General features: G+C 64.8%; 21 protein-coding genes. 1 reads left to right on the top strand and 20 read right to left on the bottom strand.

The genetic code is table 11. From position 1 onward, the window contains the following. Window positions 1-54 precede the first annotated feature (54 nt). Window positions 55-1,299 (bottom strand): NAD(P)/FAD-dependent oxidoreductase, encoded by a 1,245-nt coding sequence (locus PQR54_RS20340; protein ID WP_408248786.1) that lies wholly within the window; start codon window positions 1,297-1,299, stop codon window positions 55-57. A gap of 106 nt (window positions 1,300-1,405) precedes the next feature. Between PQR54_RS20340 and PQR54_RS20345 the strand changes: the two genes are divergently transcribed. After that, the gene (locus tag PQR54_RS20345) at window positions 1,406-2,134 is read left to right on the top strand and encodes a class I SAM-dependent methyltransferase (protein WP_408248788.1); all 729 of its coding nucleotides are present in this window, start codon (window positions 1,406-1,408) and stop codon (window positions 2,132-2,134) included. Between the two features lie 115 nt (window positions 2,135-2,249). On the opposite strand, the gene PQR54_RS20350 is transcribed toward PQR54_RS20345, so the two are convergent. The 19 genes from PQR54_RS20350 to PQR54_RS20440 all read right to left on the bottom strand — a co-directional run bounded on the left by PQR54_RS20350 (window position 2,250) and on the right by PQR54_RS20440 (window position 20,716). Further along, window positions 2,250-2,693, bottom strand: coding sequence for an excinuclease ABC subunit A (locus tag PQR54_RS20350; RefSeq protein ID WP_408248790.1), 444 nt, complete (start codon window positions 2,691-2,693; stop codon window positions 2,250-2,252). Between the two features lie 60 nt (window positions 2,694-2,753). Then, window positions 2,754-3,176 (bottom strand): signal peptidase, encoded by a 423-nt coding sequence (locus tag PQR54_RS20355; protein WP_408248792.1) that lies wholly within the window; start codon window positions 3,174-3,176, stop codon window positions 2,754-2,756. A 36-nt stretch (window positions 3,177-3,212) separates the two neighbouring features. After that, entirely contained in the window at window positions 3,213-4,454 is a 1,242-nt protein-coding gene (locus PQR54_RS20360; protein ID WP_408248794.1) for a beta-ketoacyl-[acyl-carrier-protein] synthase family protein, read from the bottom strand. Next, the gene (locus PQR54_RS20365) at window positions 4,451-5,677 is read right to left on the bottom strand and encodes a beta-ketoacyl-ACP synthase (RefSeq protein WP_408248796.1); all 1,227 of its coding nucleotides are present in this window, start codon (window positions 5,675-5,677) and stop codon (window positions 4,451-4,453) included. The genes PQR54_RS20360 and PQR54_RS20365 overlap by 4 nt, the downstream gene beginning before the upstream one ends. Beyond that, complete coding sequence (locus tag PQR54_RS20370; protein ID WP_012434023.1) at window positions 5,677-6,402, bottom strand: 3-ketoacyl-ACP reductase FabG2; 726 nt, start codon at window positions 6,400-6,402, stop codon at window positions 5,677-5,679. Before PQR54_RS20370 ends, PQR54_RS20365 begins: the two co-directional genes overlap by 1 nt. Beyond that, window positions 6,399-6,884 (bottom strand): hotdog family protein, encoded by a 486-nt coding sequence (locus PQR54_RS20375; protein WP_408248798.1) that lies wholly within the window; start codon window positions 6,882-6,884, stop codon window positions 6,399-6,401. Before PQR54_RS20375 ends, PQR54_RS20370 begins: the two co-directional genes overlap by 4 nt. A gap of 8 nt (window positions 6,885-6,892) precedes the next feature. Beyond that, on the bottom strand, window positions 6,893-8,074 hold the full coding sequence (locus tag PQR54_RS20380) for a beta-ketoacyl-[acyl-carrier-protein] synthase family protein (protein ID WP_408248800.1): 1,182 nt from the start codon (window positions 8,072-8,074) through the stop codon (window positions 6,893-6,895). Next, window positions 8,071-10,488 (bottom strand): MMPL family transporter, encoded by a 2,418-nt coding sequence (locus PQR54_RS20385; RefSeq protein WP_408248802.1) that lies wholly within the window; start codon window positions 10,486-10,488, stop codon window positions 8,071-8,073. The genes PQR54_RS20380 and PQR54_RS20385 overlap by 4 nt, the downstream gene beginning before the upstream one ends. After that, the gene (locus PQR54_RS20390; RefSeq protein WP_408248804.1) at window positions 10,488-11,174 is read right to left on the bottom strand and encodes an outer membrane lipoprotein carrier protein LolA; all 687 of its coding nucleotides are present in this window, start codon (window positions 11,172-11,174) and stop codon (window positions 10,488-10,490) included. The genes PQR54_RS20385 and PQR54_RS20390 overlap by 1 nt, the downstream gene beginning before the upstream one ends. After that, window positions 11,162-11,593, bottom strand: a complete 432-nt coding sequence (locus PQR54_RS20395; protein ID WP_408248806.1) for an acyl-CoA thioesterase — start codon at window positions 11,591-11,593, stop codon at window positions 11,162-11,164. Before PQR54_RS20395 ends, PQR54_RS20390 begins: the two co-directional genes overlap by 13 nt. After that, window positions 11,590-13,185, bottom strand: a complete 1,596-nt coding sequence (locus PQR54_RS20400; protein WP_408248808.1) for an HAL/PAL/TAL family ammonia-lyase — start codon at window positions 13,183-13,185, stop codon at window positions 11,590-11,592. Before PQR54_RS20400 ends, PQR54_RS20395 begins: the two co-directional genes overlap by 4 nt. Beyond that, entirely contained in the window at window positions 13,172-14,893 is a 1,722-nt protein-coding gene (locus PQR54_RS20405) for a glycosyltransferase family 2 protein (RefSeq protein ID WP_408248810.1), read from the bottom strand. The genes PQR54_RS20400 and PQR54_RS20405 overlap by 14 nt, the downstream gene beginning before the upstream one ends. Continuing rightward, window positions 14,893-16,599: an ApeI family dehydratase gene (locus PQR54_RS20410; protein ID WP_408248812.1), complete on the bottom strand. Its 1,707-nt coding sequence runs from the start codon at window positions 16,597-16,599 to the stop codon at window positions 14,893-14,895. Before PQR54_RS20410 ends, PQR54_RS20405 begins: the two co-directional genes overlap by 1 nt. Then, the gene (locus PQR54_RS20415; protein ID WP_408248814.1) at window positions 16,596-17,258 is read right to left on the bottom strand and encodes a COG4648 family protein; all 663 of its coding nucleotides are present in this window, start codon (window positions 17,256-17,258) and stop codon (window positions 16,596-16,598) included. Before PQR54_RS20415 ends, PQR54_RS20410 begins: the two co-directional genes overlap by 4 nt. After that, complete coding sequence (locus PQR54_RS20420; RefSeq protein WP_007180827.1) at window positions 17,258-17,509, bottom strand: acyl carrier protein; 252 nt, start codon at window positions 17,507-17,509, stop codon at window positions 17,258-17,260. Before PQR54_RS20420 ends, PQR54_RS20415 begins: the two co-directional genes overlap by 1 nt. Before the next feature lie 3 nt (window positions 17,510-17,512). After that, window positions 17,513-17,812 carry a phosphopantetheine-binding protein gene (locus PQR54_RS20425; RefSeq protein ID WP_408248816.1) on the bottom strand — a complete coding sequence of 100 codons (300 nt, stop codon included), beginning with the start codon at window positions 17,810-17,812 and terminating at the stop codon, window positions 17,513-17,515. Further along, on the bottom strand, window positions 17,787-18,581 hold the full coding sequence (locus PQR54_RS20430; protein WP_408248818.1) for a lysophospholipid acyltransferase family protein: 795 nt from the start codon (window positions 18,579-18,581) through the stop codon (window positions 17,787-17,789). The genes PQR54_RS20425 and PQR54_RS20430 overlap by 26 nt, the downstream gene beginning before the upstream one ends. Further along, complete coding sequence (locus PQR54_RS20435; protein WP_408248820.1) at window positions 18,565-19,329, bottom strand: beta-ketoacyl synthase chain length factor; 765 nt, start codon at window positions 19,327-19,329, stop codon at window positions 18,565-18,567. Before PQR54_RS20435 ends, PQR54_RS20430 begins: the two co-directional genes overlap by 17 nt. Before the next feature lie 685 nt (window positions 19,330-20,014). After that, window positions 20,015-20,716 carry a DUF4136 domain-containing protein gene (locus PQR54_RS20440; RefSeq protein ID WP_408248822.1) on the bottom strand — a complete coding sequence of 234 codons (702 nt, stop codon included), beginning with the start codon at window positions 20,714-20,716 and terminating at the stop codon, window positions 20,015-20,017. Window positions 20,717-20,884: the final 168 nt, after the last annotated feature.

Genomic DNA, 20,884 nt, shown 5'->3' on the forward strand with positions numbered 1-20,884 from the left:
ACGGCGCTTCGATAACGAAGCGCCGTTTTCATTGATGCGTTCCGCGCAGTTGCTTTAACGCTGCATGCACACCTCATGCAACGCATTCAACCGACGCACCGGATCCGCGACATACGGGTTCGTCTCATCCCACGCGTAACCCGCCAGCACCGAACTGATCATGCGGCGAATCGACGGCGTCTGGTCCGGATAGAAAATGATGTCCTGCAGCGCGCCCGAATACCAGCGCTCGACAAACGCGCGGAACGTATCGATCCCCTTGCGCAACGGGACGTCGTAAGCGGCCGACCAGTCGACCTGCTCGCCGTCGAGTTGCCGGTTCAACGTCTGCACCGCGAGATGCGCCGAGCGCAGCGCGATCGTCACGCCGGACGAAAACACCGGATCGAGAAACTCGCCCGCATTGCCGAGCAGCGCGTAACCCGGCCCGTGCAGACGCTCCACGTTCGCCGCATAGCCGCCGATGTGGCGCACCGGCATCAGGAACGGCGCGTTGCCGATCAGGCGGTTCAACGTCGGCTCCTGCTGGATCAGCGCGCGCAGTTTCGCGTCGCGCTCCGCGTCCGGCACGTCGAGAAAACTCGCCTCGGCGACACACCCCACCGACGACCGGCCACCCGCCAGCGGAATCATCCAGAACCACACGTCGCGATGTTCAGGATGCGTCGCCACGCAAATCTTGTTGCGGTCCGTCATGCCGGCCGGAATGCCGTCCTGCACGTGCGTGAAGATCGCAGCGCGCGTCGGCATGCGCGTCGGCGCTTCGAGGTTCAGCAAGCGCGGCAGCACGCGGCCAAAGCCGCTTGCGTCGAACACGAAACGCGCTTCGATCTGGTAAGCGTGGTCCGCTTCGTCGATCACATCGACCAAAGGTGTGGCGCCGGTGTGAATTGCGCGCACCGCATGGCCGAAGCGCACCTCGGCGCCCTGCTCTGCCGCGCAGCGAATCAGAATGTCGTCGAATACCGCGCGTTCGACCTGATACGTGGTGCCCCAACCAGGCGAATGCTTGTCGCGGAAGTCGAACGCCGACGACTGGTCGCGATACACGAAGTGCGCACCGTTCTTGTACTGGAAGCCTGCTTCGACCACGGCCTGCAGCATGCCGGCCTCTTCAAGATAAGCCATGCTTTGCGGCAACAGACTCTCGCCGATGGAAAAGCGCGGAAAGTGCTGGCGTTCGAGCACCAGAACGGAGCGCCCGGCTTTGCGCAACAAGGCTGCCGCAACCGCGCCTGCCGGTCCGGCACCGATGATCACGACATCGACGGTCGTGCGCTTTGACGAATGTGTACTCAAAATTGCCTCAATCGTTTGGCTTGCCCGGAGCAGCGTTTCGCTGCATCCTTACGTCTCGTTACAACTTCGCTTCACAGCAAGAACGCTATTTCGCCGGGAGCCCAGCGTGTCGCCATCCGAAACATCCAGTGTGCCTTTCGTGCCGGAAACGGCGTTCGGAATCTGGTTCCTGCGTACCTATACCTGGGAACATCATGTGCTGCGGGTTGCGATCAACGACCTCAAAGGCCTGATCGACACGCCCTTGCCCGAGGCGCCGGTGATCGTCGACGTCGGCTGCGGCCAGGGCATTTCCTTCCGTCTGCTCGCCGAGGCGTTCAAGCCGCGCCGCCTTATCGGTATCGACTTCCACGAACCGTCGTTGACGCTCGCCGCTCAGGCTGCAAACGCCTGCCGCGACAAGCTGGCGGATATCGAACTGCTGCACGGCGACTGCGCAAAACTGCCGTTGCCCGACGCGAGCGCCGATATCGTGTTCTGCCACCAGACCTTCCATCACCTCGTCGAGCAGGAGCGCGCGCTCGCCGAATTCCACCGCGTGCTCAAACCGGGCGGCGTGTTGCTATTCGCCGAATCCACCGACGCGTACATCAAATCGTGGGTAATCCGACTGCTGTTCCGTCATCCGATGCAAGTGCAAAAGAGCGCCGACGGCTACCTCGACATGATCCGCCGCGGCGGCTTTAACTTTAGCGAGCGCAACGTGTCGCTGCCCTACCTCTGGTGGAGCCGTGCGAAAGACTTTGGTCTGCTCGAACGGCTCGGCCTGTTTCATCCGCAACCCGGCAAGCGTCGCGAAACGCTGGTCAATGTCGCGGCGGTCAAAGCCGGTTAACACGCAGCAAGGCACGCGCCCGATGCGATAAAACAGCGCGAGGCGGCGTACACCGCCTTCCTGCTTGCCTCGCGCGCATGCGTGATACTCCGCGCTGACTTGCGCGCACCCACTCTTACTTGCGCAACGTCACCACTTCACCCGTCAACGCGACGCCGGCAACCACCGCGCCCGCACCGCACGTGTACTCGGTGGCGCTCTCACGCAACTCGTTCTTGTAGTTGCTCTTGATGTTGATCACCGCGTTGCCGCCTTCCTTGCGCGCGCGTTCCTGCAACTCGATCACCGCCGAGAGGAAAACGTGCTGGCAGGCTTGCAGATCGCTCTTGCCGAACGCGTTGGTCTTCTTGTTGGTGGCGAATTCACCCATCGTCTTCACGACTGCCGGATGGCGCTGGCCCGCGAAATACAGCGTGATGTCTTCGCTCACTTTGCCCGGTTCGCTTTGCAAGGCCTGCTCGACCGGAAAGTAGCTGACCGTGTCGCGGGCGAAGGCCGGCGCAGCGCTCAGCGTGGCAAACGAAGCAAACAATGCGGCAAACAGCAGATGGCGTTTCATTGAGACTCCTTGGTGGTTGTTGTTGCTCTGTGAGTTCTATTTCAATCAGCCTGGCTCGGCTCAGTTCGATTCCAGCACGACGAGTTGACCGCTCACCGCAATCGCGGCGGCGCTCGGACTCACGCCGCAGGTGAATTCGGTCGACGAGTTGCTCTCGGTGCTATGAAAACGCGTCGCCACGTCGATTACGGCATTGGCATGGCGTTCGTTGGCCGCCGCGCGCAGTTTCTGCACGGCTTCGGCAAGCGCTTCGTGACAGGCGTCGTCGGGACCGGCGACCTTACGCGCGATCCGCACCGAGTACGACACGTCGCCGAGCCGGCTCTTGACCGCCGGATGGTTCTGTTGCCCGAAATACACCGGCACGTTGCCGCGCGATTCGCCACCTGCCGCCGCAAGCGGCAACGACTTCACCTGCGTCGCGCATCCCGTCAGCGTCAGCGCCATGACTGCCAGCGCGCCAAGTACACCTGCTCTTTTCATTTTTATCGCCCTCGTTTTTTTAAAGTCGCGGCCGTTTCAGCCGCCCTGCCATGCTTCGAACACCAAACTCGCGCAACTGCCACCGAACCCGTACGACACCGACATCGCCGTGCCGATACGCGCGTCGCGCGCCGTGCGCACGAGCGGCATGCCGTCGAGCGCCGGCTCCGGCGTGTCGATATTCGCCGTGCCCGCGATAAAGCCGTCGCGCATCATCAGCAGCGTATAGATCGCCTCGTGCGCGCCGCACGCGCCGAGCGGATGCCCCGTCATGCCCTTGGTCGATGAAAACGCCGGTACGCGATGGTCGAACGCCGTGCCGAACACTTCGTTCAACGCGTGCAGTTCTTCGAGGTCGCCGAGCGGCGTCGACGGTGCGTGCGTGTTGACGTAGTCGGGCCGCTTGCCCGCTTCGTTCAGCGCACCGCGCATGGCCCGCGCAATCCCCGCCGCGCGCGGCGTGACCATGCCGGCGCTGTCCGTGCAGTCGCCGAAGCCGGTGAGCTCCACGTAGATCCGCGCGCCGCGCGCGAGCGCGTGATCGAGCGCTTCGAGCACCAGCACGCCGCCGCCCGACGCGATCACGAAACCGTCGCGCTCTGTGTCGTAGGGACGCGATGCCTTGTGAGGCGTGTCGTTGAAGCGGCGCGACAACGCGCCCATCGCGTCGAACATCAGCGTCATGTTGTCGTGCAACGATTCGCTTCCGCCGGCCAGCACGATCTGTTGACGGCCGGTCTGAATCAGTTGCATCGCCTGGCCGATCGCGAGCGCCGAAGTCGTGCACGCCGACGACGGCGAGTAGCTGACGCCTTCGAGCCCGAACACCTGCGCGACATTCGCCGACGCGGTGCTGCTCATCGCATGCGGCACGACGTAGGGCGGCACTTTCTCGACGCCGCGCGCGTTGGCGACCGCCATGGCCGCGTCGTAGCTCAGCATGTTGCCTACGCCCGAGCCGATCACCGTGCCAGCACGCGGCGAACGCAACTGCGCCGCGTCGAGTCCGGCATCGTCGATCGCCTTGCGCGCGGCGTGACACGCAAACCTTGCGGTGTCGCCCATGAAGCGTTCGAGCTTGCGCTCGAACGGCGTCTCATGCGCGACCGACGCAACGCCCGCGATCTGCGAGCCGAAGCCGCGCTCGCGCCACGCGTCGATCCGTTCGATCCGCGAGCGGCCCGTGCGCAACGCAGCGGACACTTCATCGAGCGAATTGCCGAGACACGAGACGATACCCATGCCGGTCACAACCACGCGTTGCATCGCCACGCTCATCGAACGCGCCTGAAAATCAGCGACGTGTTGATGCCGCCGAACGCGAAGTTGTTGCTCATCACGTATTCGGCGTCGATCTCACGCCCCGTGCCGACGATGTAATCCAACGGCGCGCAGGCCGGATCGACATTCTCCAGGTTCAAAGTCGGCGCATACCAGTTGCGCTTCATCATCTCGATGGTCCACCACGCTTCGAGCGCGCCGCATGCGCCGAGCGTGTGGCCGACATAACTCTTCAGCGAACTGATCGGCATGCGCGCGCCGAAGGTCTGCGCGGTCGCGTGGCTCTCGGCGATGTCGCCGCGATCCGTCGAGGTGCCGTGCGCGTTCACATACTCGATCGCTTCGGGTGGCAATTGGGCGTCGTTAAGTGCAAGCTGCATCGCGAGCGCCATGGTTTCGGCGGTCGGCTGGGTCATATGCGCGCCGTCCGAATTGCAGCCGAAGCCGACAATCTCCGCGTGTATCCGTGCACCTCGCGCCACTGCATGCTCATATTCTTCGAGCACCAGCGTAGCCGCGCCTTCGCCGACCACGAGGCCGTCGCGCGCGGCGTCGAACGGGCGCGGCGTCAATTGCGGCTCGTCGTTGCGCGTGCTGGTGGCGTATAGCGTATCGAACACGGCGACAGCCGGCCCCGACAATTCCTCCGCGCCGCCGGCCAGCATCAGCGTCTGCTTGCCGCTCTGGATCGCTTCGTACGCATAGCCGATCGCCTGGCTGCCCGACGCGCACGCGCACGAGGTCGGAATGATCCGTCCTTTCAGATCCCAGAACAGGCTGACATTGACCGCAGTGGTATGCGGCATCATCTGCACGTAGCTGTTCGACGTGACGTCGCTCATCGAGCCGGTTTCGAGCATCGTGCCGAACGCGCGGATCGGCTGCACCGAGCCCGACGACGAACCATAAGCGACGCCCATGCGGCCGTCCTTGATGGTGGCGTCGTCGGCGAGGCCCGCGTCGGCGAGCGCCAGTTCGCTGGCGCGCACCGAATACATCGACACCGGACCCATCGAACGGGTCTTCTTGCGCGGATAGTTCGCGGGCAACGTGAAACCCGGCAGCGGACAAGCGAGCCGCGTATGCAGCGATTCGAAGTAATCCCACTCGGGCATGCGGCGCACGGCGTTCACACCGCTTTTCAAGCGCGTTTCGATCACGTCCCAGCTATCGCCCAACGCCGTGACGCCGCCCATGCCTGTAATGACGACGCGCTTCATCAGATCATCCCGCCGTTGACGCCGATCACCTGACGCGTGACATACGAGGCCGCATCCGACATCAGGAAGCTGACCACGGACGCCACTTCGGCAGGCTGGCCGACGCGGTTCATCGGCACCGTCTTGAGCGCCTGCTCGAGCGGCATTTCATCGAGCATGCCGGTCTCGATCAGACCCGGCGCCACGCAATTGACGGTGATATTGCGCGACGCCAGTTCGACGGCGAGCGCCTTGCTCGCGCCGATCAGTCCGGCCTTCGCCGCGCTGTAGTTGACCTGGCCGCGGTTGCCCATCACGCCGGACACCGAAGCGATCGTGACGATGCGGCCGCCCTTGCGGGCGCGCACCATCGGCATGGTCAACGGATGGACGACGTTATAGAACGAGTCGAGACCGGTTTCGATCACGATGTCCCAGTCTTCTTCGGTGAGCGCGGGGAACGCGGCGTCGCGGGTCACGCCGGCGCTGCACACGATGCCGTAGTACGGGCCATGCGCCGCGACGTCCGCTTCGAGCACTTCGCGGCACACGGCGCGCTCGCGCACGTCGAATTGCAGCACGCGCGCCGTGCCGCCCTGCGCGGCGATGCCCGTTGCCACCGCATCGGCTTCGCTGCGTCCCGTGCGGCAATGCACGGACACCGCGAAGCCATCGGCGGCCAACTTGTACGCAATCGCGCGGCCAATGCCGCGGCTTGCGCCGGTAACGAGAACACGCCGGCTCATGAACTGAAACTCCCTTCGATGAATGACTGAAAATCGCGCGGTTGAAAAACCTTGATGACGGCTTCGGCGCACACCGCGTCGCCGTGCCGGATGATGCATTCGTAGGCGCCGTGGCCTTCTTCGCTGCGCAGCAGTTCCGAGACGTGGACCGATAACTGGGCGCCTGCGGAGAACGACGGCTGCAATGCCTTGTAGCTGCGCGAGCCGAGCAGCACGCCGGGGCGCGCGCGGCCGCCGCCGCGCATGGCCAGCAACGCGACGTGCGCGGCGATCGCCTGCGCCATCAGTTCGATGCCGATCCACGCGGGCATGGCGCCGTCGGTATCGGCATACCAGGCGTCGGCGCGCGCCGTGGCGCGCGCGGTCAGCGTTTCTTCGCTGAATGTGTCGACCGAGTCGATCAGCAGCATGGTGCCGCGATGCGGGATGATCGCTTCGATCGGCTGCTGGACCAGTTCGTCAACGGTGGGTGTCGGGTTCATCGTGCAACTCATCGGGCAAGGACAAGGCTGACATTGCTGCCGCCGAACGCAAATGAATTGCTCATCGCGTATTGCGCGCCGCCTCGCGGCATGAAGCGTTCGCTCACGACCAGGTCCAGCGCGGGCAACGCGGGATCGGCCTCGCCGTCCCACAGATGACGCGGCAGCGGCACGTTGTCATGCGCCAGCGAGAGCCACGTGAAGGCGAGTTCGGTGGCGCCCGCAGCACCGAGCTGGTGGCCGGTCAACGGCTTGGTGCCGCTCGTCGCCACGCCTTGCGGAAACACGCGCGACATCAAGCCCGCTTCCATCTCGTCGTTCTTGCGCGTGGCGGTGGCGTGCAGATTCACATAGCCGATCGCCGACGACTCGATGCCCGCGTCGGCCAGCGCCGCGCGCAAAGCGAGTTCGCCGCCCACGCCTTGCGGGTCCGGCGACGAAATGTGATGCGCGTCGCTCGATTCGCCGACGCCCGCAAGCCGCACCGCTGCTTCGTCGCGGCTCATCAGGAACACGGCTGCGCCTTCCCCGACGTTGATCCCGCACCGGTTGCGGCTCATCGGATTGCTGCGCACGTTGCTGGTCGATTCGAGCGATGCGAAACCCTGCACCGTCAGCTCGCACAACGAATCGACGCCGCCCACCACGACCGCGTCGCACAGCTGTAATTGCAGCAGCCGGCGCGCGGATGCAAAGGCCTTCGCGCTCGACGTGCACGCAGTCGAGATGGTGAATGCCGGACCATGCACGCCGAGCACGGCGGCCGCGAACGGCGCGGCGGTGCCGATTTCCATTTGCCGGTAGTTGAAGTTCGCGGGCAGATCGCCCGCTTGCGCCTGATAGACGAACGCGGCTTCGGCAGCCTCGATGCCGGACGTGCTGGTGCCGAGCACCACGCCGATGCGATGCGCGCCGTAGCGCTCGCGCGCCGCCTCGACAGCGGGCGCGATTTGCGTCAGCGCGGCGAGCAGCAAGCGGTTATTGCGGCAGTCGTAACGGGCGAGTTCGGCGGGCGGCGCCAGCTCCAGCGGCGCAAGCACGCTGCCGACGAACGCCTCGCCGATCCCCGTATGCGCGTTCGCCATACCCGGCGAACGACCGGCAGCGAGCGCCGGGACAATGCTGTCGAGGTCGCCGCCGAGCGCGTTGATCATGCCGAGCGCGTGCAAATAGACTGATGGCGCTTTCATGCGGCCCTCCTTGATTCCGATGGCATGCCGATCGGCGCGAGCAGTACCGAGACCGCGATGCCGAGCGCGAGCGTCGCGCCGAAACTCTTCAGCGCGGGCATCGCGCTCATGCCGAGCATGCCGAACGACAACAATGTCGTAGCCGCCGACAGCAGCACGCCCGTCCACACCGCGCCGAGATCCGCGTCCGCGCGCAGGCAGCCTTCGCGCAGGAACACGGCGTAGTTTGCGCCCACGCCGAGCACGAGCATCAGCGCGAGCCAGTTGAACAGATTGAGCGGCACGTGCGCATAGCCGAATACGGCGAGCGTGACGCCCACCGCGAGCAGCACCGGCAAGGTCACGGCGATGCCGCCGCGCACTTTGTATCGCACCATCAACAGAACGAGCACGAGTGCGAGTGCGCCGCCGAGCCACCAGCCGCTATCCACGCGATACGCGCCGAACAGTTTCGACACGCTGGCGGCCTTGTCGACGAACACGACGCCGGGCAAGCCTTGCTCGGTCGCGATTAACGCGGGTTCGTTCTGCGGCGTCACGCCCTGCGGGATGACGACCGCCGCATAGGCCTTGGTCGTGGAATCGACTTCGCCGAGCCAAAGGTGTTTGTACGGTTGCGACCACGGCGTCGCGAGCCACATATCGACTGTCAGCGGCGCTTGTGGTTTCGCGTACGCCGCGAGCCAGGCGTCGGCGACTTCGTCCTTGAAGCCTGCTTGCAGCAGCGTGGCGCGCAACGCGGCGGGATCATTGAACACGTGTTGCGCAAGCAACGCGCGGTCTTCACTCTGCTGCTTCGCGGAGGGCACGAACTGCGCAACCGACTGATAGCTGCCGACCTTGTTCGCGGTGCCGTTCAACGCATCCAGTTTTGTGCCCAATGCTTCCGCGCGTTGCAACACGACCTCGGGCGTCTCGCCGCGCACGATGAAAAACTGCGCACTGTTATCCACGCCAACAGCCGCGCGCACTTTGTCTTCCTGCGCGACGAGCGCCGGATCGCGCTGGATCAGCAGATGGATATCGTCGTCGCTGGTCAGACGCAGCCAGCCTGGAATCGCCAGCAACAGCAACAGCGCCGCCACGAACCACGCCCGCTTGCCGCCGATCGTGCGATGCCACACCGTCAGCACGCGCGCCGCACCTGCAAACACGCGCTTGGGGCTGCGTTTGGGCGCGCGCGTGAGCAGCGCGGGCAGCAGCCACAGCACGGACGCGAACGCCGTCGTAATACCGGCAATCGCGAAGCAGGCGATCTGCTTGAGCGCGGGAAACGGCACCCACGTGAGGATCGCGTAGCCGAGCAGGCTCGTGGCGAGCGCCACGCTCAACGCGGGACGCACCGCCCGCGCGCCCCGCCGCGCGTCCCAATCGCGTCGCGCGCCAAGATACACCACGAAGTACTGAATCGAATAATCGACGGCCTCGCCGATCAGGCTGGCGCCGAACACGAGCGTCAACAGATGCAGCTTGCCAAATATCAGCATCGTGACCGCCAGCGCGCAGACAATGCCGAGCGCGGTCGACACAAAGCCGAGCAACAACAGACGCGGCGAGCGGAACACCCACATCATCAGCAGCGCGATGCCGCACAGCGACGCAACGCCGATCAGATGCACTTCATGTTCCGATGCGCTGCGTGCCGATTCCGCGTAGAAGACGGCGCCGGTTCGCGCCACGGAGACATCGGGGAACGATTGTTTTAACGTGCTTTCGCCTTGAGCGAGCGCTGCAAGTACTGCGTGCTGCGTCTTCGTTTCGTACGCGGAGCCCGGCAGCGTCGCTACGATCAGCACGCTGGTTGCGGCGCCGCGATGCGCGACCAGCATGTTGTCTTCGAGTTCGAGATTCGAGGTGGCGAGCGGCGGGCCGCCGAGCCAGTGTTCGAGCCAGCCAAACGGATCGTCGGCGAGTGGTGTGGTGAGTCCGCCGCGTAGTGGGCTGTAGATGCGCTGGGCGAGCGCGTCGTGCAGCGTCGTATTGGCCGCGCCGCCTGCTGTACTTGCGAGCGCCGCGCGGTCTGCCGGCGCCAGCAAGCCGAATCGATAAGGCATGTACAGCGCCGCGATCTGCGACAGATCGAACGGCGGCAACTCAGCCGTCACCGAACCGAACGCGCCGCTCTTTTGCAACGATGCGCCGAGTTGCTTCGCCGCGGCTTTCGCGTGCGCGTCGTCGTTGCTGGTGACGAGAAAAACGGTGCGGTCGCCGAGCGCGCCCGCCAGTGTATCGACCGCCTTTTCAGCGACCGGATCAGCCTCTGTCGCCGGCAGCAACGCGAGCAAATTAGTTTGCAGCGGCGACGGTCCCGCGAATCGCCAGCTGCAATACAGCGCTGCAACGAGCGCGAGCAGCAGCCACGCGGCGCGCATGCCCCACGCCTGTTTCGCGGATCGCTGTTGCAGCATGTCCATTACGGCGCCCCGAGCAGACCGCGTTCAGCCGCGGTGAGTTCGGTCACGGCCGCGCTCTTCGTGAATTCGAGTTGGGTGATGTCATCGTTCGCGAGCGTGATGCGCAAGCGCTGCAGATAGTCGCCGCCGTGCATCTCCAAGCCTTTGATCGACTGCGCGATCTGCGGCTGATTCGGCGTGAGTTGCATACGCCACTGCGCGGCGCTGCCTTCGGCTTGCACGTCGAATTGGGAGTACAGCGCCGATAGATCGCCGCCGAGCATCGCGCGCATCATCTTCGAGACTTGCGCGACGCCGCGCGTGCCCTGCGCGCTGTGAGCCGTGACGCGCTGGCCGTTGGCGTTGACTTCGGCCACTCCGGCATCGGTGATCACGTAGGTGGCTTTGTATGGCGTATCGATTTGCCAGATCACGCCGCGCTCGCGGAAGAACAGCAGCGAGCCGGTGCTCACGAGCGGCTGCTTCATCGCGGCGAGCGTTTGCGTCTGCGTGAATTGCGCACGCACGCCCTTGGCCTGCGCGAGATGCGCGGCGATCTGCGAGACGAGCGCGGGATTGCCGGGCGCGGCTTCTTTCGTCGAGGCGGATGCAGCCGATGCGGGTTCCATCCATACGACTGTCGTGGCAATTACGCTCAATGCGCTCAACGTGCCCACGACGGCGGCGCGCAAATTCATCGTGCCCATACGCGCTCCAGCTTCTCGAACACGACCGGCGGCGAGACGAACTGCAACTCCTGGGTGGCGGCATCGACCGCGACCTGGATCGTATAGCCCTTGGTCAGCCGCGCACCGGTCGCGCAATCCACGATTTCATAGCCTATTTTCAGGCGGTTTTCGTGTTCGAGCAGTTGCGTGCGCACTTCGATCTGCTGACCGTAGGTAGCCGGCTTCACGTACTTGAGATGCGCTTCCACGATCGGCCATAGATAACCCGAGGCCTGCATCTCGCGATAGTCGTAGTCGAACGCGCGCAACAACGCCGCGCGGCCGATCTCGAAGTACTTCAGATAATGGCCGTGCCAGCACACGTTCATCGCGTCGACATCGTGGAACGGCACTTCCACCGTCGCGCTCGCGCTCAACACTTTGCAGGAACCGGTCATGCGCTCGGTCCTCCGCGATAGTCGCTTGCCAGATCGCACGCGGCAATGCGCGCGGTCAGCGCACGCAGTTCGTGTTCGAGCGCGCGGTCTTCGTCGACGAACGGCGACTGCGCGCCCACGCTGTCGATGAACGCCTGCAGCGGCGCCGGCACCGGCGTCGCGCTATCGATCTTCAAGCGCAGCCGCGCGGCTTGCACCGTTGCGAGCGTATGCGCGGCGGCGACCTGTTCGGTCAGTTCCAGCACGCGCAAACAGTCGCGCGCGGCGATCGTGCCCATGCTGACCTTGTCCTGATTGTGCGCCTCGGTGGAGCGCGAAAAGACGCTCGCGGGCATCGTGTTCTTCAATGCCTCGGCAGTCCATGCGGACGACGAAATCTGCACCGCCTTGAAACCGTGATTGATCGCGGCTCGCGCGGGCGCCGCGCCCGACAGATTGCGCGGCAAGCCGTTGTTGAAATTCACGTCGACCAGCAGCGCGAGTTGGCGGTCCATCAGATCGGCGAGATTGGCGACCGCGACTTTCAGCGAGTCCATCGCGAAGGCAATATGGCCGCCGTAGAAATTGCCGCCGTGCAATACGCGTTCGTTGTCCGGATCGATCAACGGATTGTCGTTCGCGCTGTTCAGTTCGTTCTCGACATCGCGGCGCACCCACGAAAGCGCATCGCGCGCCACGCCGATCACATGCGGCGCACAGCGAATCGAATAACGGTCCTGCAGACGGTGGCCCGGCGTATCGTCGCGTCCCGACAGGTCATCGCGAATCCATGCGGCGGCTTCGGCCTGGCCGGCATGCGGCTTCACTTCAAAGAGCATCGCGTCGAAGTGCGCGGCGCGGCCGTCGAGCGCGACAGTGCATAGCGCGGTCAGGCGCGCGGTGAGCCGTGTCAGATGGTCGGCGCGCGAGAACGCGAGACAGGCGAGACCCGTCATCACGGCCGTGCCATTCATCAGCGCGAGCCCTTCTTTCGGCGCGAGCGTGAGCGGCGCATGGCCGAGTTCGGCCCACACTTCGCGCACGTCACGCAGACGCCCTTCGAACATCACGTCGCGTTCGCCCGCGAGCGCGGCGGCCACATACGAGAGCGGCGTGAGATCGCCGCTCGCGCCGACCGAGCCTTCCGACGGAATGCGCGGCAAAACACGATGATTGATCAGATCAGCCAGGCGTTCGAGCAACACGGGACGCACGCCGGAAAAACCATAAGCGAGCGAGTTGAGGCGCGCGGCGATCACCGCGAGCGTTTGCGCGTCGTCGAGATATTGGCCCATGCCGCAGCCGTGATAGCGCGTGAGTTGCAGCGGCAAGGCTTCGACCAGTTCCATCGGCACGTCGACCACGCAGGCGTCGCCGTAACCGGTGTTGACGCCGTACACGGTCGCGCCCTCGGCCAGATGCCGGCGCAGAAAATCCGCGCCGCGCTGGATGCGCGCGCGCCATGCCGGATCGTCGCTCAAGGCGACCGGCGCGCGATGCTGCGCAATCGCGACGACCTCTTCGATCGTCAGCTTGCGGCCGCCGATCACCACAGCCGCGTTGCTCACATGTGCGCCCGCATTCGGCACATCGATCAGATCATGTTCGGCCATTCGCGCCTCGCTTGGGGCTGGCCCAGAAATCGAAGAAATTGAACCATTGATAAGGTGCCTTGCGGCAATAGTGTTCGAGACGCACGGCATAGCGCTGCGCCCACGCGGCGAGATGCTGCGCGCGTTCACGGCGCGGCAGTTCGATGCGCTCGGCGAACGGTTCGAAATACAAACGGTAGCCGTCACGCTCTTTCAGGCAGAAGAACAGGTAGACCGGGCAGCCGAGCGCGTGCGCGAGCACGTATGGGCCTTGCGCGAACGGCGCGGTCGAGCCGAGGAATTGCGCCTCGGTCGTGCGCCCCGCTTCGTGCGCGGGCACGCGGTCGCCGACGATCACCAGCAGCTCGCCGGCATCGACGCGCTCCTGCATCATCATCGCGGTCTCGGGACCGAAGTCGCTGACTTCGAGCAGATGCTTCGCGAACTCGCTATTGGCCGAGGCCAGCACGCTATTGAAGCGGCGCGCGTGTTCCGTATAGACGACCGCCGTGACCTTCGCATAAGCGCCCTGCGCGGCGAGCGCGCGGGTCATCTCCAGATTGCCGAGATGCGCGCCGATTACGAGCGCACCCTTGCCGCTCGCCACCAACGCTTCGAACGCCGAAGGATCTTCGAATTTGACGTCGGCGTTGTTCACGCGCCCCGACCATGCCGCGAGCTTGTCGAAGCCCGATTGCGCGAACGCCAGCATATGGCGATATGCGGACATCCAGCCTGGACGCGGCGTGTCCCCGTGCGGCGCAGCCTCGCCGAGATGCTTGAAATAGTTGCTGGAAGCTTCGCGCGCGGCGCGGCCCGTCAATAGAAAATACGCGACGATCGGATGCAGCCACAGCGCGGTAAAGCGCCGGCCGAACAGCTTGCAACTCAGTGCGAGCAGCGACATGCCCAGATGGCTGCCGCGTTCCGCGATGCGCCACCAGTCCTGGTTCTTTGCGTCCGAGGCGTCCGCACGTGCGGAGCGACGCGGCATGACCTTGTGCGCGAGCAGCATCGGCAGACGCCACAGCATGCCGAACACGAGCCGCGTATGACTGCGGCTGATGCGCACGTTGTCCCACAGCACGTCGAAATGCGAGACGCCGTCGCTTGCATAGGTGACGCGCGTGGGAATCGAGCGGAATGCGGCGCGCCGCCAATACAGACGCACGAGGATCTCGATGTCGAAGTCCATGCGCGTCGGCAACTGCACGCTGTCGATCAGATCGCAGGCGAGCGCCAGCGGATAAAGGCGAAAGCCGCACATCGAGTCGCGGATCGTCAGCGAAAGCGTTTCGATCCATACCCACACGTGCGTCAGATAACGGCCGTAGAGACGCGCTTTCGGCACGCTCTCGTCGTAGACCGGACGGCCGAGAATCACCGCGTCCGGTTCGGCACGCGCCGCTTCGATGAAACGCGGCACGTCGGAGGCGTCGTGCTGGCCGTCGGCGTCGATCTGCAACGCGTGCGTGTAGCCCGCCTTGCGTGCGGCGCGCAATCCCGCCATCACGGCAGCGCCCTTGCCGCCGTTCACCGGCAGACGCAGCAGCGTGAGCCGCCCGGCGTACTGCTGCGCGAGCGTGGCGAGCACCTGCTGGGTGGCCTCGTCGCTGCCGTCGTCGACGACGAAAAACGGCAGGCCGTGAACCGCAAGATGCGCGACGGTCGAGCCGATCGCGTCCTTATGGTTGTAGATCGGAATGACGATGCATGGGGAGAACGTCATCACGCGGCCTCCACGTAGACGATCACGCCTGACGCGCATTCACGGCTGTTCACGCGATAAGCAAACTGCACGCGCCGGCGCGCGGCGTCGTGCGCGAGCGTGAGCTTGAGCACCGCGCCTGGAGACACCGGCGCCATGAATTTCAGGCGATCGATCGACGCGACCGCGCGCACCGCCGGCACGTGCTCTGCGGCCAGACGCATCGCCCAATCCACCTGGACGACGCCAGGCAGAATCGGCAACCCGGGAAAGTGGCCGGCGAAATGCACGAGCGTCGGCGGCACGCGCAACTCGTAGTGCAGCGTGTCGCCGCTGCGCGCTTCGGCCAGCACTTCCATGCCTTCGCTGCGCGGCGCGAACGCGGCCGCCACGGCGGCGACCGGCAGTTTGCCGCGTGCGTCGAACGGCAACGCGACGCGAAAACGCCAATGGCGCGGCAGCACGACGACATCGAAATACTCGGCGAGATGCCGGCGCAGGACTTTCGCGAGCGCCACGCGGCCTTCGTCGCGCAAAGCCGCGCCGCCCGCTTCGGTCAGCGCTACGACCGCGCCGACGCGCTCGCGCGAGGCGCCTTCCAGCGGCACGATTGCCGCTTGCGCCACATGCGGATGCAGCGCGAGGCGCGCTTCCAGTTCCGGCAGCGAGACGCGTTTGCCGTCGAGCTTGAGCACGCGGTCGAGCCGGCCTTGCAGGCGGAAACGGCCCTCGGCGTCGAAGGCGATCTTGTCGTCAGTGCGATGCCAGCCGGCGTGATCGAGATGCGGCGAGCGGACGTTCAGCGCGCCGTCGTCGTCGCGGCGCACTTCGATGCCGGACACCGGTTGCCAGGCATCGGTCTGATCCTGGCGCCGCCACGCGATGCCGCCGGTTTCCGTGCTGCCGTAAATTTCAAGCGGCGCGGCGCCGTAGGCGGCGGCGTATTCCTGTGCGGCTTCGAGCGCGAGCGGGCCGCCCGACGAGAAAAACGCGCGCGGCGCCGGCGTCAGGTCCGCGAAGCCGGGCAACGCGGGCCAGCGCGACAATTGTGCGGGCGTTGACACGATCACCGCCGCGCCGCAGTGGTCGATCTGCGTTTGCAGATGCAACGGCTCGATGCTCACCGCGCGGTCGAACGCGCGGCCGGCTGCGAGCGGCCATAGCACGCGGAACAGCAAACCGTAGATGTGGTGATGCGGCACGCTCGCGAGCATCGTCGCGTCGCCGACTAGCGCGCCCCACTGCTTTTCGAGCGTATGCACTTCGGCGTTGAATTGCGCGAGCGTCTTGCGGATCGGCTTGGGGCGGCCGCTGCTGCCTGAGGTGTAGAGCGTGAGCGGGGCTTGAGGGTCGATCGGGTAAGCGGCGCTGGACGTGTGCGTTGAGGCAGCGTCGGCAGTAAACGCGAACGGCGGCAAATCCGCGTCCGTCAGCACCACTTCATACGCGTCGGCGAGATCGGCGAGATAACCCGGCGTCGAGTTGGCCGGAATCACCGGCTCCTTGCCGCACGCGAACAGCGCAAAGAGCGCGCAGGCGAAATCGAACGGATCGTCGATACATAACGCGTAGCGCTGCGCGTCATGCGTTTGCACGAGCGCGATCAGCGCGGCGACGCGCGCGCGAAACGCCGCGCGATCGAGCAGCGTGGCGCCGTCGCGGCATACGGGCGCATGCACCGCGGCAGCCTCGTCGGCCAACGACAACAGATGATGCAACGCGATCATGCCGCCTCCGAACGCGCGGCGCGCGGCAGCACGACCAGATAACGCCAGATGACCTCGGCCACCAGCAGCACGCCGATCAGCACATAGGCGATCGCGCCGTTGTAGAGCGACCAGTTCGCCCGGCTCCAGTACAACGCCGTGTATGCGGAAAACACGCCGTTTAGCGCGAAGAACGCGCACCACACCTGAGTCACGCGCAGCGTATGGCGCACCGCGCCCGGCGGCAGATTCGGATTGCCGAGGCGTGCGAATTTTTCGATCATCGACGGCCCGCGCACGAGCGTCGCGCCGAACGCAATCAACAACCCCAGATTGACGAGCGACGGATAAAGACGCAACAGCAGCTCGCTATTGGTCAACACGATCGCCGCCGACGCGCAACTCAGCAAGCCGACCACGGTCCAGTCGATCGAGGAGAGCCGCCGCAACGAGGTCGCCACCGGCCCGCTGCCGGCCCAGCGCTGCAGCCACAGGATCACGAACAGCATGCAGCCGACGTAGCGCGGCGTGTCCCATTTCCAGGCGCACAGAATCAACGCCGGGTATGCGAGCTTCAATAGCACCTGCACGACGGTTTTGCCCAGGTGGCGCTCAGTGCCGGACGAGGCATCGGCGGCCCGATCCGCCGCTGCTTGCGTTCGCGAGCGCACGGCGGGCATCAGCCTTGTGCCGCCAGCAGCGATTCGACCGCACCGATCACGTCGCCGACGGTGCGCACCGACTTGAACTCTTCCGGCTTGATGCGGCGCCCGGTCATTTCCTGCAGTTTGATTGCGAGGTCGACGGCGTCGATGCTGTCGAGATCGAGGTCTTCGAACAGATGCGCCTCGGGCGTGACACGCTCGGGCTCGATAGCGAAGTTCTCTTTGAAGATGGCGCGGATGCGCTCCAGAATCTCTGCCTCGGACACGATTTACTCCCCCTTTCTGTTTGTTTCGTTCACGGCGTGCACCGCTTCGCGCTGGCTCGCCACCAGCGCCGCCAGCGTGCTGATCGAGCGGAAGTGTTCGCGCGTGCGCTCGTCGTTCGCCGCGATGGTCAGTTGGTATTGTTTGCGCAGCACGATGCCGATTTCGAGCGCGTCGATCGAATCGAGACCGATGCCGTCGGTATCGAACAACGGGGCATCGTCGTCGATATCGGCCGGGCTCAGGTCTTCCAGATCGAGAGCTTCGATCAGGAGCTGTTTAATTTCCAGTTTTAAAGAATCCATAATCGAACAGGTGCTGGGTAATGTGGGCTTCGACGGCGCTCGTCACGCTGCGCGCCGCGAGAGCCGGTGGAGTGTCATGGGCCGCGAGCTGGTCGACGCCGAGCGGCTCGAGCACGTTCACGCGTATTCTGAACGCGCGCGCCGGCACGTCGTACCAGCGCATCTGCTTGGTGAAGGCGGGTGGATCGCAGTCCATCAGCACCGGGACGATCGGCGCGCCGACCTTCAGCGCCATGTGCGCGAACCCGCGCGAAAACGCGTGCAGCCGGTTCGGCGCGGGGCTGCGCGTGCCTTCCGGAAAAATGATCATGGTATAGCCTGCGGCCAGTTGCTTCGCGCCGGCCTCGACGAGCTCCGCGGGATCGGCATTGCTGACGTATTCCGCCGAGCGCACGATGCCCCAGAAACACGGGTTGCTCCAGTGCGCGTTTTTCACCACGCAGCAGGCATGCGGCGTGAGCGACAGCAGCACCATCACGTCGAGGTAGGTCGGGTGATTGGCGACCACGATCGCCGGGCCGCCCGCGCGCAACGCCTGCACACCCGACACTTCCAGTTCCATCACGCCGATGCGTTGCAATACCGCGACCAGCGCGCGGAAGAACCAGTGAATCACGCTCGTCACCGCAAATTGGCGCGAGGCGCGGTGCGGCCACACCCATGCAAGCGGAAACACCACCACGGAGAACAGCACGCCGCACACGCCGAAGACCACGAAAGCCATGCCGGTCGCGCAGAATCGCCAGAAGTAATCAAGCCGCGCGGTCATGCCACCTCCAATGCCAGGTGGTGCCGGCGTTTTGCCATGCGGTGGGCAGGCCGGTTTCCAGACAATGCTGCAGCGCCTGACTTTGGGTCGCGAAGAGGGTTTCCGGGGCGGCGCTTTCTGCTGCGTCTGTCCCGTCTGTTTTGCCAATTTCGCCTGCGCGGGTTTCGTTTAGGGGCGCGGAGTCTGACAGGACTGCGCGTGACACCGTGCACTCCAGCTCGCCCGTCGCCGTTTCGCTATCGAGCAGGATCGCGATCGCGCCGCCCTGCACTTCGTCTTCGATCGTGCCGTATGCCGGATCGGCCGGTTCGTCCGCGTAGACCAGCAGCGTCGGCGAATCCGGCTGGGCGGCATATTGCGCATGGGCTTCCAGGAGCGCGTAACCCAGCGTTTCCGCACCGGCGGAGATCGCGCTCGCCGCGGAGCGGTCGCCGCGCGCGATGCCGAACACGCCGGTCATGGCATTGAGCACCGAGAGGCTGAAGGCGGTCGGCGAGACCGGCTCGCCCGCGCTGATGGCGCGCAAGATATCCGTGGTGCGCCGCAATTCGCCGTGGCGCGAGGCGAACACGACCCGCACCGCATCGTTGGCGACACAATCGTGCGCAACCTTAAGCGCCACCTTGGACAGAGTGCTCAGACGACGCCGCACGATCGGCTCGATGAAGCCGATGTCGGGTGCGGCAGATGCGGCAGCAGGCCAGCTAGACCAGCGAGCGACCGGAATGGTCCAGTGCAGATCGGGCATATCGGTGTTCGCGCGTAGAAGCGAGGATAGGCTGAAGCGCCTGACGGAATACGGCACCGTCACAGCGTGTACGCGCCGCGCGGACCGGCAATCTCCAGCCGGGGTCGATCCAATCTTCTTATATAGGGTTCAGCGGATTAACGGCACTTGGCCCTGATTATTTAGCCGCCTTTGTCAATTCGTCCGAAGGATTGTCGGGGGCGCCCTATGGTCGCCGGAATCATACTGAATATTCTCGGATAAATCAGCTTCAAAAGACGTATCCATCTGTATCCGTCTCTCTCAAACGACGCCCGCCTGTAAAGCCATGGCACCGGCCTCCGGCGCCGTTTTCCGCCTCGCGAATGAACCCTCTGCCCATCAGCAGCGCGGCTTGCCGCCGATCCGGACGCGGAAATATTTCGCCGGAATAGCGCGATGCTTTCAATTAACTTTCTTGAAAAGTGTTTCAGATTGGAAGGTGCTTGCGTTGTTAGCCTGCCTCATTTGAATACGCGACGCACGGGCAACTCGGGGCTGCTGTTCAAGCGATGCAATAAGGTCGTGCGGATGCCCGAAGGCGGTATCGGGGCGTGACGCGTCGCGCTCTCCGGTCTTGAAAAGCAGAACGGCCCGACAGGGTAACCTGTCGGGCCGTTTATCTACCGCCGACGTCGCCGTTTGACGCGCGCCCGCCAGGTACTATTTACTGAACGACTTTCGCACCGGACGCCGGCATCGGCGCGGCGGCGGGCGCCGTGCCGGTCGCCACCATTTCGTTCGATGGCCCGTTCTTATCGACCGGAATCTTCACCGTATGAACCACGCCGTTGCCGAGCGGGAAATCGGCCAGCGCGCTACGCGCCAGATACGGCATGGCCCGAACCAGCGACGACTCGCCACCCGTATTGCGCGCCGTCACGTTGTAGACCTCCTTGCCGCTCGCACGCTCGGTAATCCGCACGCCCAGCAAATGGGTGAAGATCGGGTAGCTCTGGTTCACGTACGTAGCCGGGAATGCGCCCCACGGGCCCCACGGATCGAACGGCCGGCCATAGCCCCAGTACGGCGCCGGCCACGGGTTGTAATACACGGGCTCCGAGACCGTCACCATGTCCGAACGGATCCCGTAGGCCAGTCCAACCAGGTAGCGCGCCTGCGCACTGTCGACCTGGCGGAACGAATGCGTGGCGAGTTCGTTCGCAACCAGGCGCTCGTAGGTGGTGAGTTCAAGATTGTTCTGCTGGTCCGCCGCTCGCGTGAACGCATAAGTTCGGGTGGCGTCGTTGCCGCTCCAGTCGGAGAAGGCCGTGACCTGAGTGGTGACGTAGGTCGTGCAGCCGGAAAGCAGTACCGCCAGTGCGCCCAGCAGCAGCGTGGCGTGGCGGGTCCATCGATCGATTTTCATGGTCTACCTCGTGAAGCTTCCAAGTTGCCTCTGTATTGTCCGTCAAACCCGGCCCCGTCGACGCACAGGCTTTCCCGCACGCGGGCGCCCGATAATACGCTGACCAGCCAGCTCGGTAAAAAGTTCGCTCCGCACAATTCGCCGAGGCTTTGTACAATGGCTCGACAT

It is taken from the genome of Paraburkholderia phytofirmans, assembly GCF_046028095.1.
Lineage (GTDB): Bacteria > Pseudomonadota > Gammaproteobacteria > Burkholderiales > Burkholderiaceae > Paraburkholderia > Paraburkholderia phytofirmans_A.

Coding starts and splice junctions, on each gene's coding strand:
- PQR54_RS20370 (WP_012434023.1), bottom strand. CDS start 6,402: ATGAGCCGGCGTGTTCTCGTTACCGGCGCAAGCCGCGGCATTGGCCGC.
- PQR54_RS20410 (WP_408248812.1), bottom strand. CDS start 16,599: ATGATCGCGTTGCATCATCTGTTGTCGTTGGCCGACGAGGCTGCCGCG.
- PQR54_RS20405 (WP_408248810.1), bottom strand. CDS start 14,893: ATGACGTTCTCCCCATGCATCGTCATTCCGATCTACAACCATAAGGAC.
- PQR54_RS20400 (WP_408248808.1), bottom strand. CDS start 13,185: ATGGCCGAACATGATCTGATCGATGTGCCGAATGCGGGCGCACATGTG.
- PQR54_RS20365 (WP_408248796.1), bottom strand. CDS start 5,677: ATGAAGCGCGTCGTCATTACAGGCATGGGCGGCGTCACGGCGTTGGGC.
- PQR54_RS20440 (WP_408248822.1), bottom strand. CDS start 20,716: ATGAAAATCGATCGATGGACCCGCCACGCCACGCTGCTGCTGGGCGCA.
- PQR54_RS20360 (WP_408248794.1), bottom strand. CDS start 4,454: ATGAGCGTGGCGATGCAACGCGTGGTTGTGACCGGCATGGGTATCGTC.
- PQR54_RS20375 (WP_408248798.1), bottom strand. CDS start 6,884: ATGAACCCGACACCCACCGTTGACGAACTGGTCCAGCAGCCGATCGAA.
- PQR54_RS20390 (WP_408248804.1), bottom strand. CDS start 11,174: ATGGGCACGATGAATTTGCGCGCCGCCGTCGTGGGCACGTTGAGCGCA.
- PQR54_RS20430 (WP_408248818.1), bottom strand. CDS start 18,581: ATGACCGCGCGGCTTGATTACTTCTGGCGATTCTGCGCGACCGGCATG.
- PQR54_RS20385 (WP_408248802.1), bottom strand. CDS start 10,488: ATGGACATGCTGCAACAGCGATCCGCGAAACAGGCGTGGGGCATGCGC.
- PQR54_RS20380 (WP_408248800.1), bottom strand. CDS start 8,074: ATGAAAGCGCCATCAGTCTATTTGCACGCGCTCGGCATGATCAACGCG.
- PQR54_RS20395 (WP_408248806.1), bottom strand. CDS start 11,593: ATGACCGGTTCCTGCAAAGTGTTGAGCGCGAGCGCGACGGTGGAAGTG.
- PQR54_RS20435 (WP_408248820.1), bottom strand. CDS start 19,329: ATGCCCGATCTGCACTGGACCATTCCGGTCGCTCGCTGGTCTAGCTGG.
- PQR54_RS20425 (WP_408248816.1), bottom strand. CDS start 17,812: ATGGATTCTTTAAAACTGGAAATTAAACAGCTCCTGATCGAAGCTCTC.
- PQR54_RS20415 (WP_408248814.1), bottom strand. CDS start 17,258: ATGCCCGCCGTGCGCTCGCGAACGCAAGCAGCGGCGGATCGGGCCGCC.
- PQR54_RS20350 (WP_408248790.1), bottom strand. CDS start 2,693: ATGAAACGCCATCTGCTGTTTGCCGCATTGTTTGCTTCGTTTGCCACG.
- PQR54_RS20355 (WP_408248792.1), bottom strand. CDS start 3,176: ATGAAAAGAGCAGGTGTACTTGGCGCGCTGGCAGTCATGGCGCTGACG.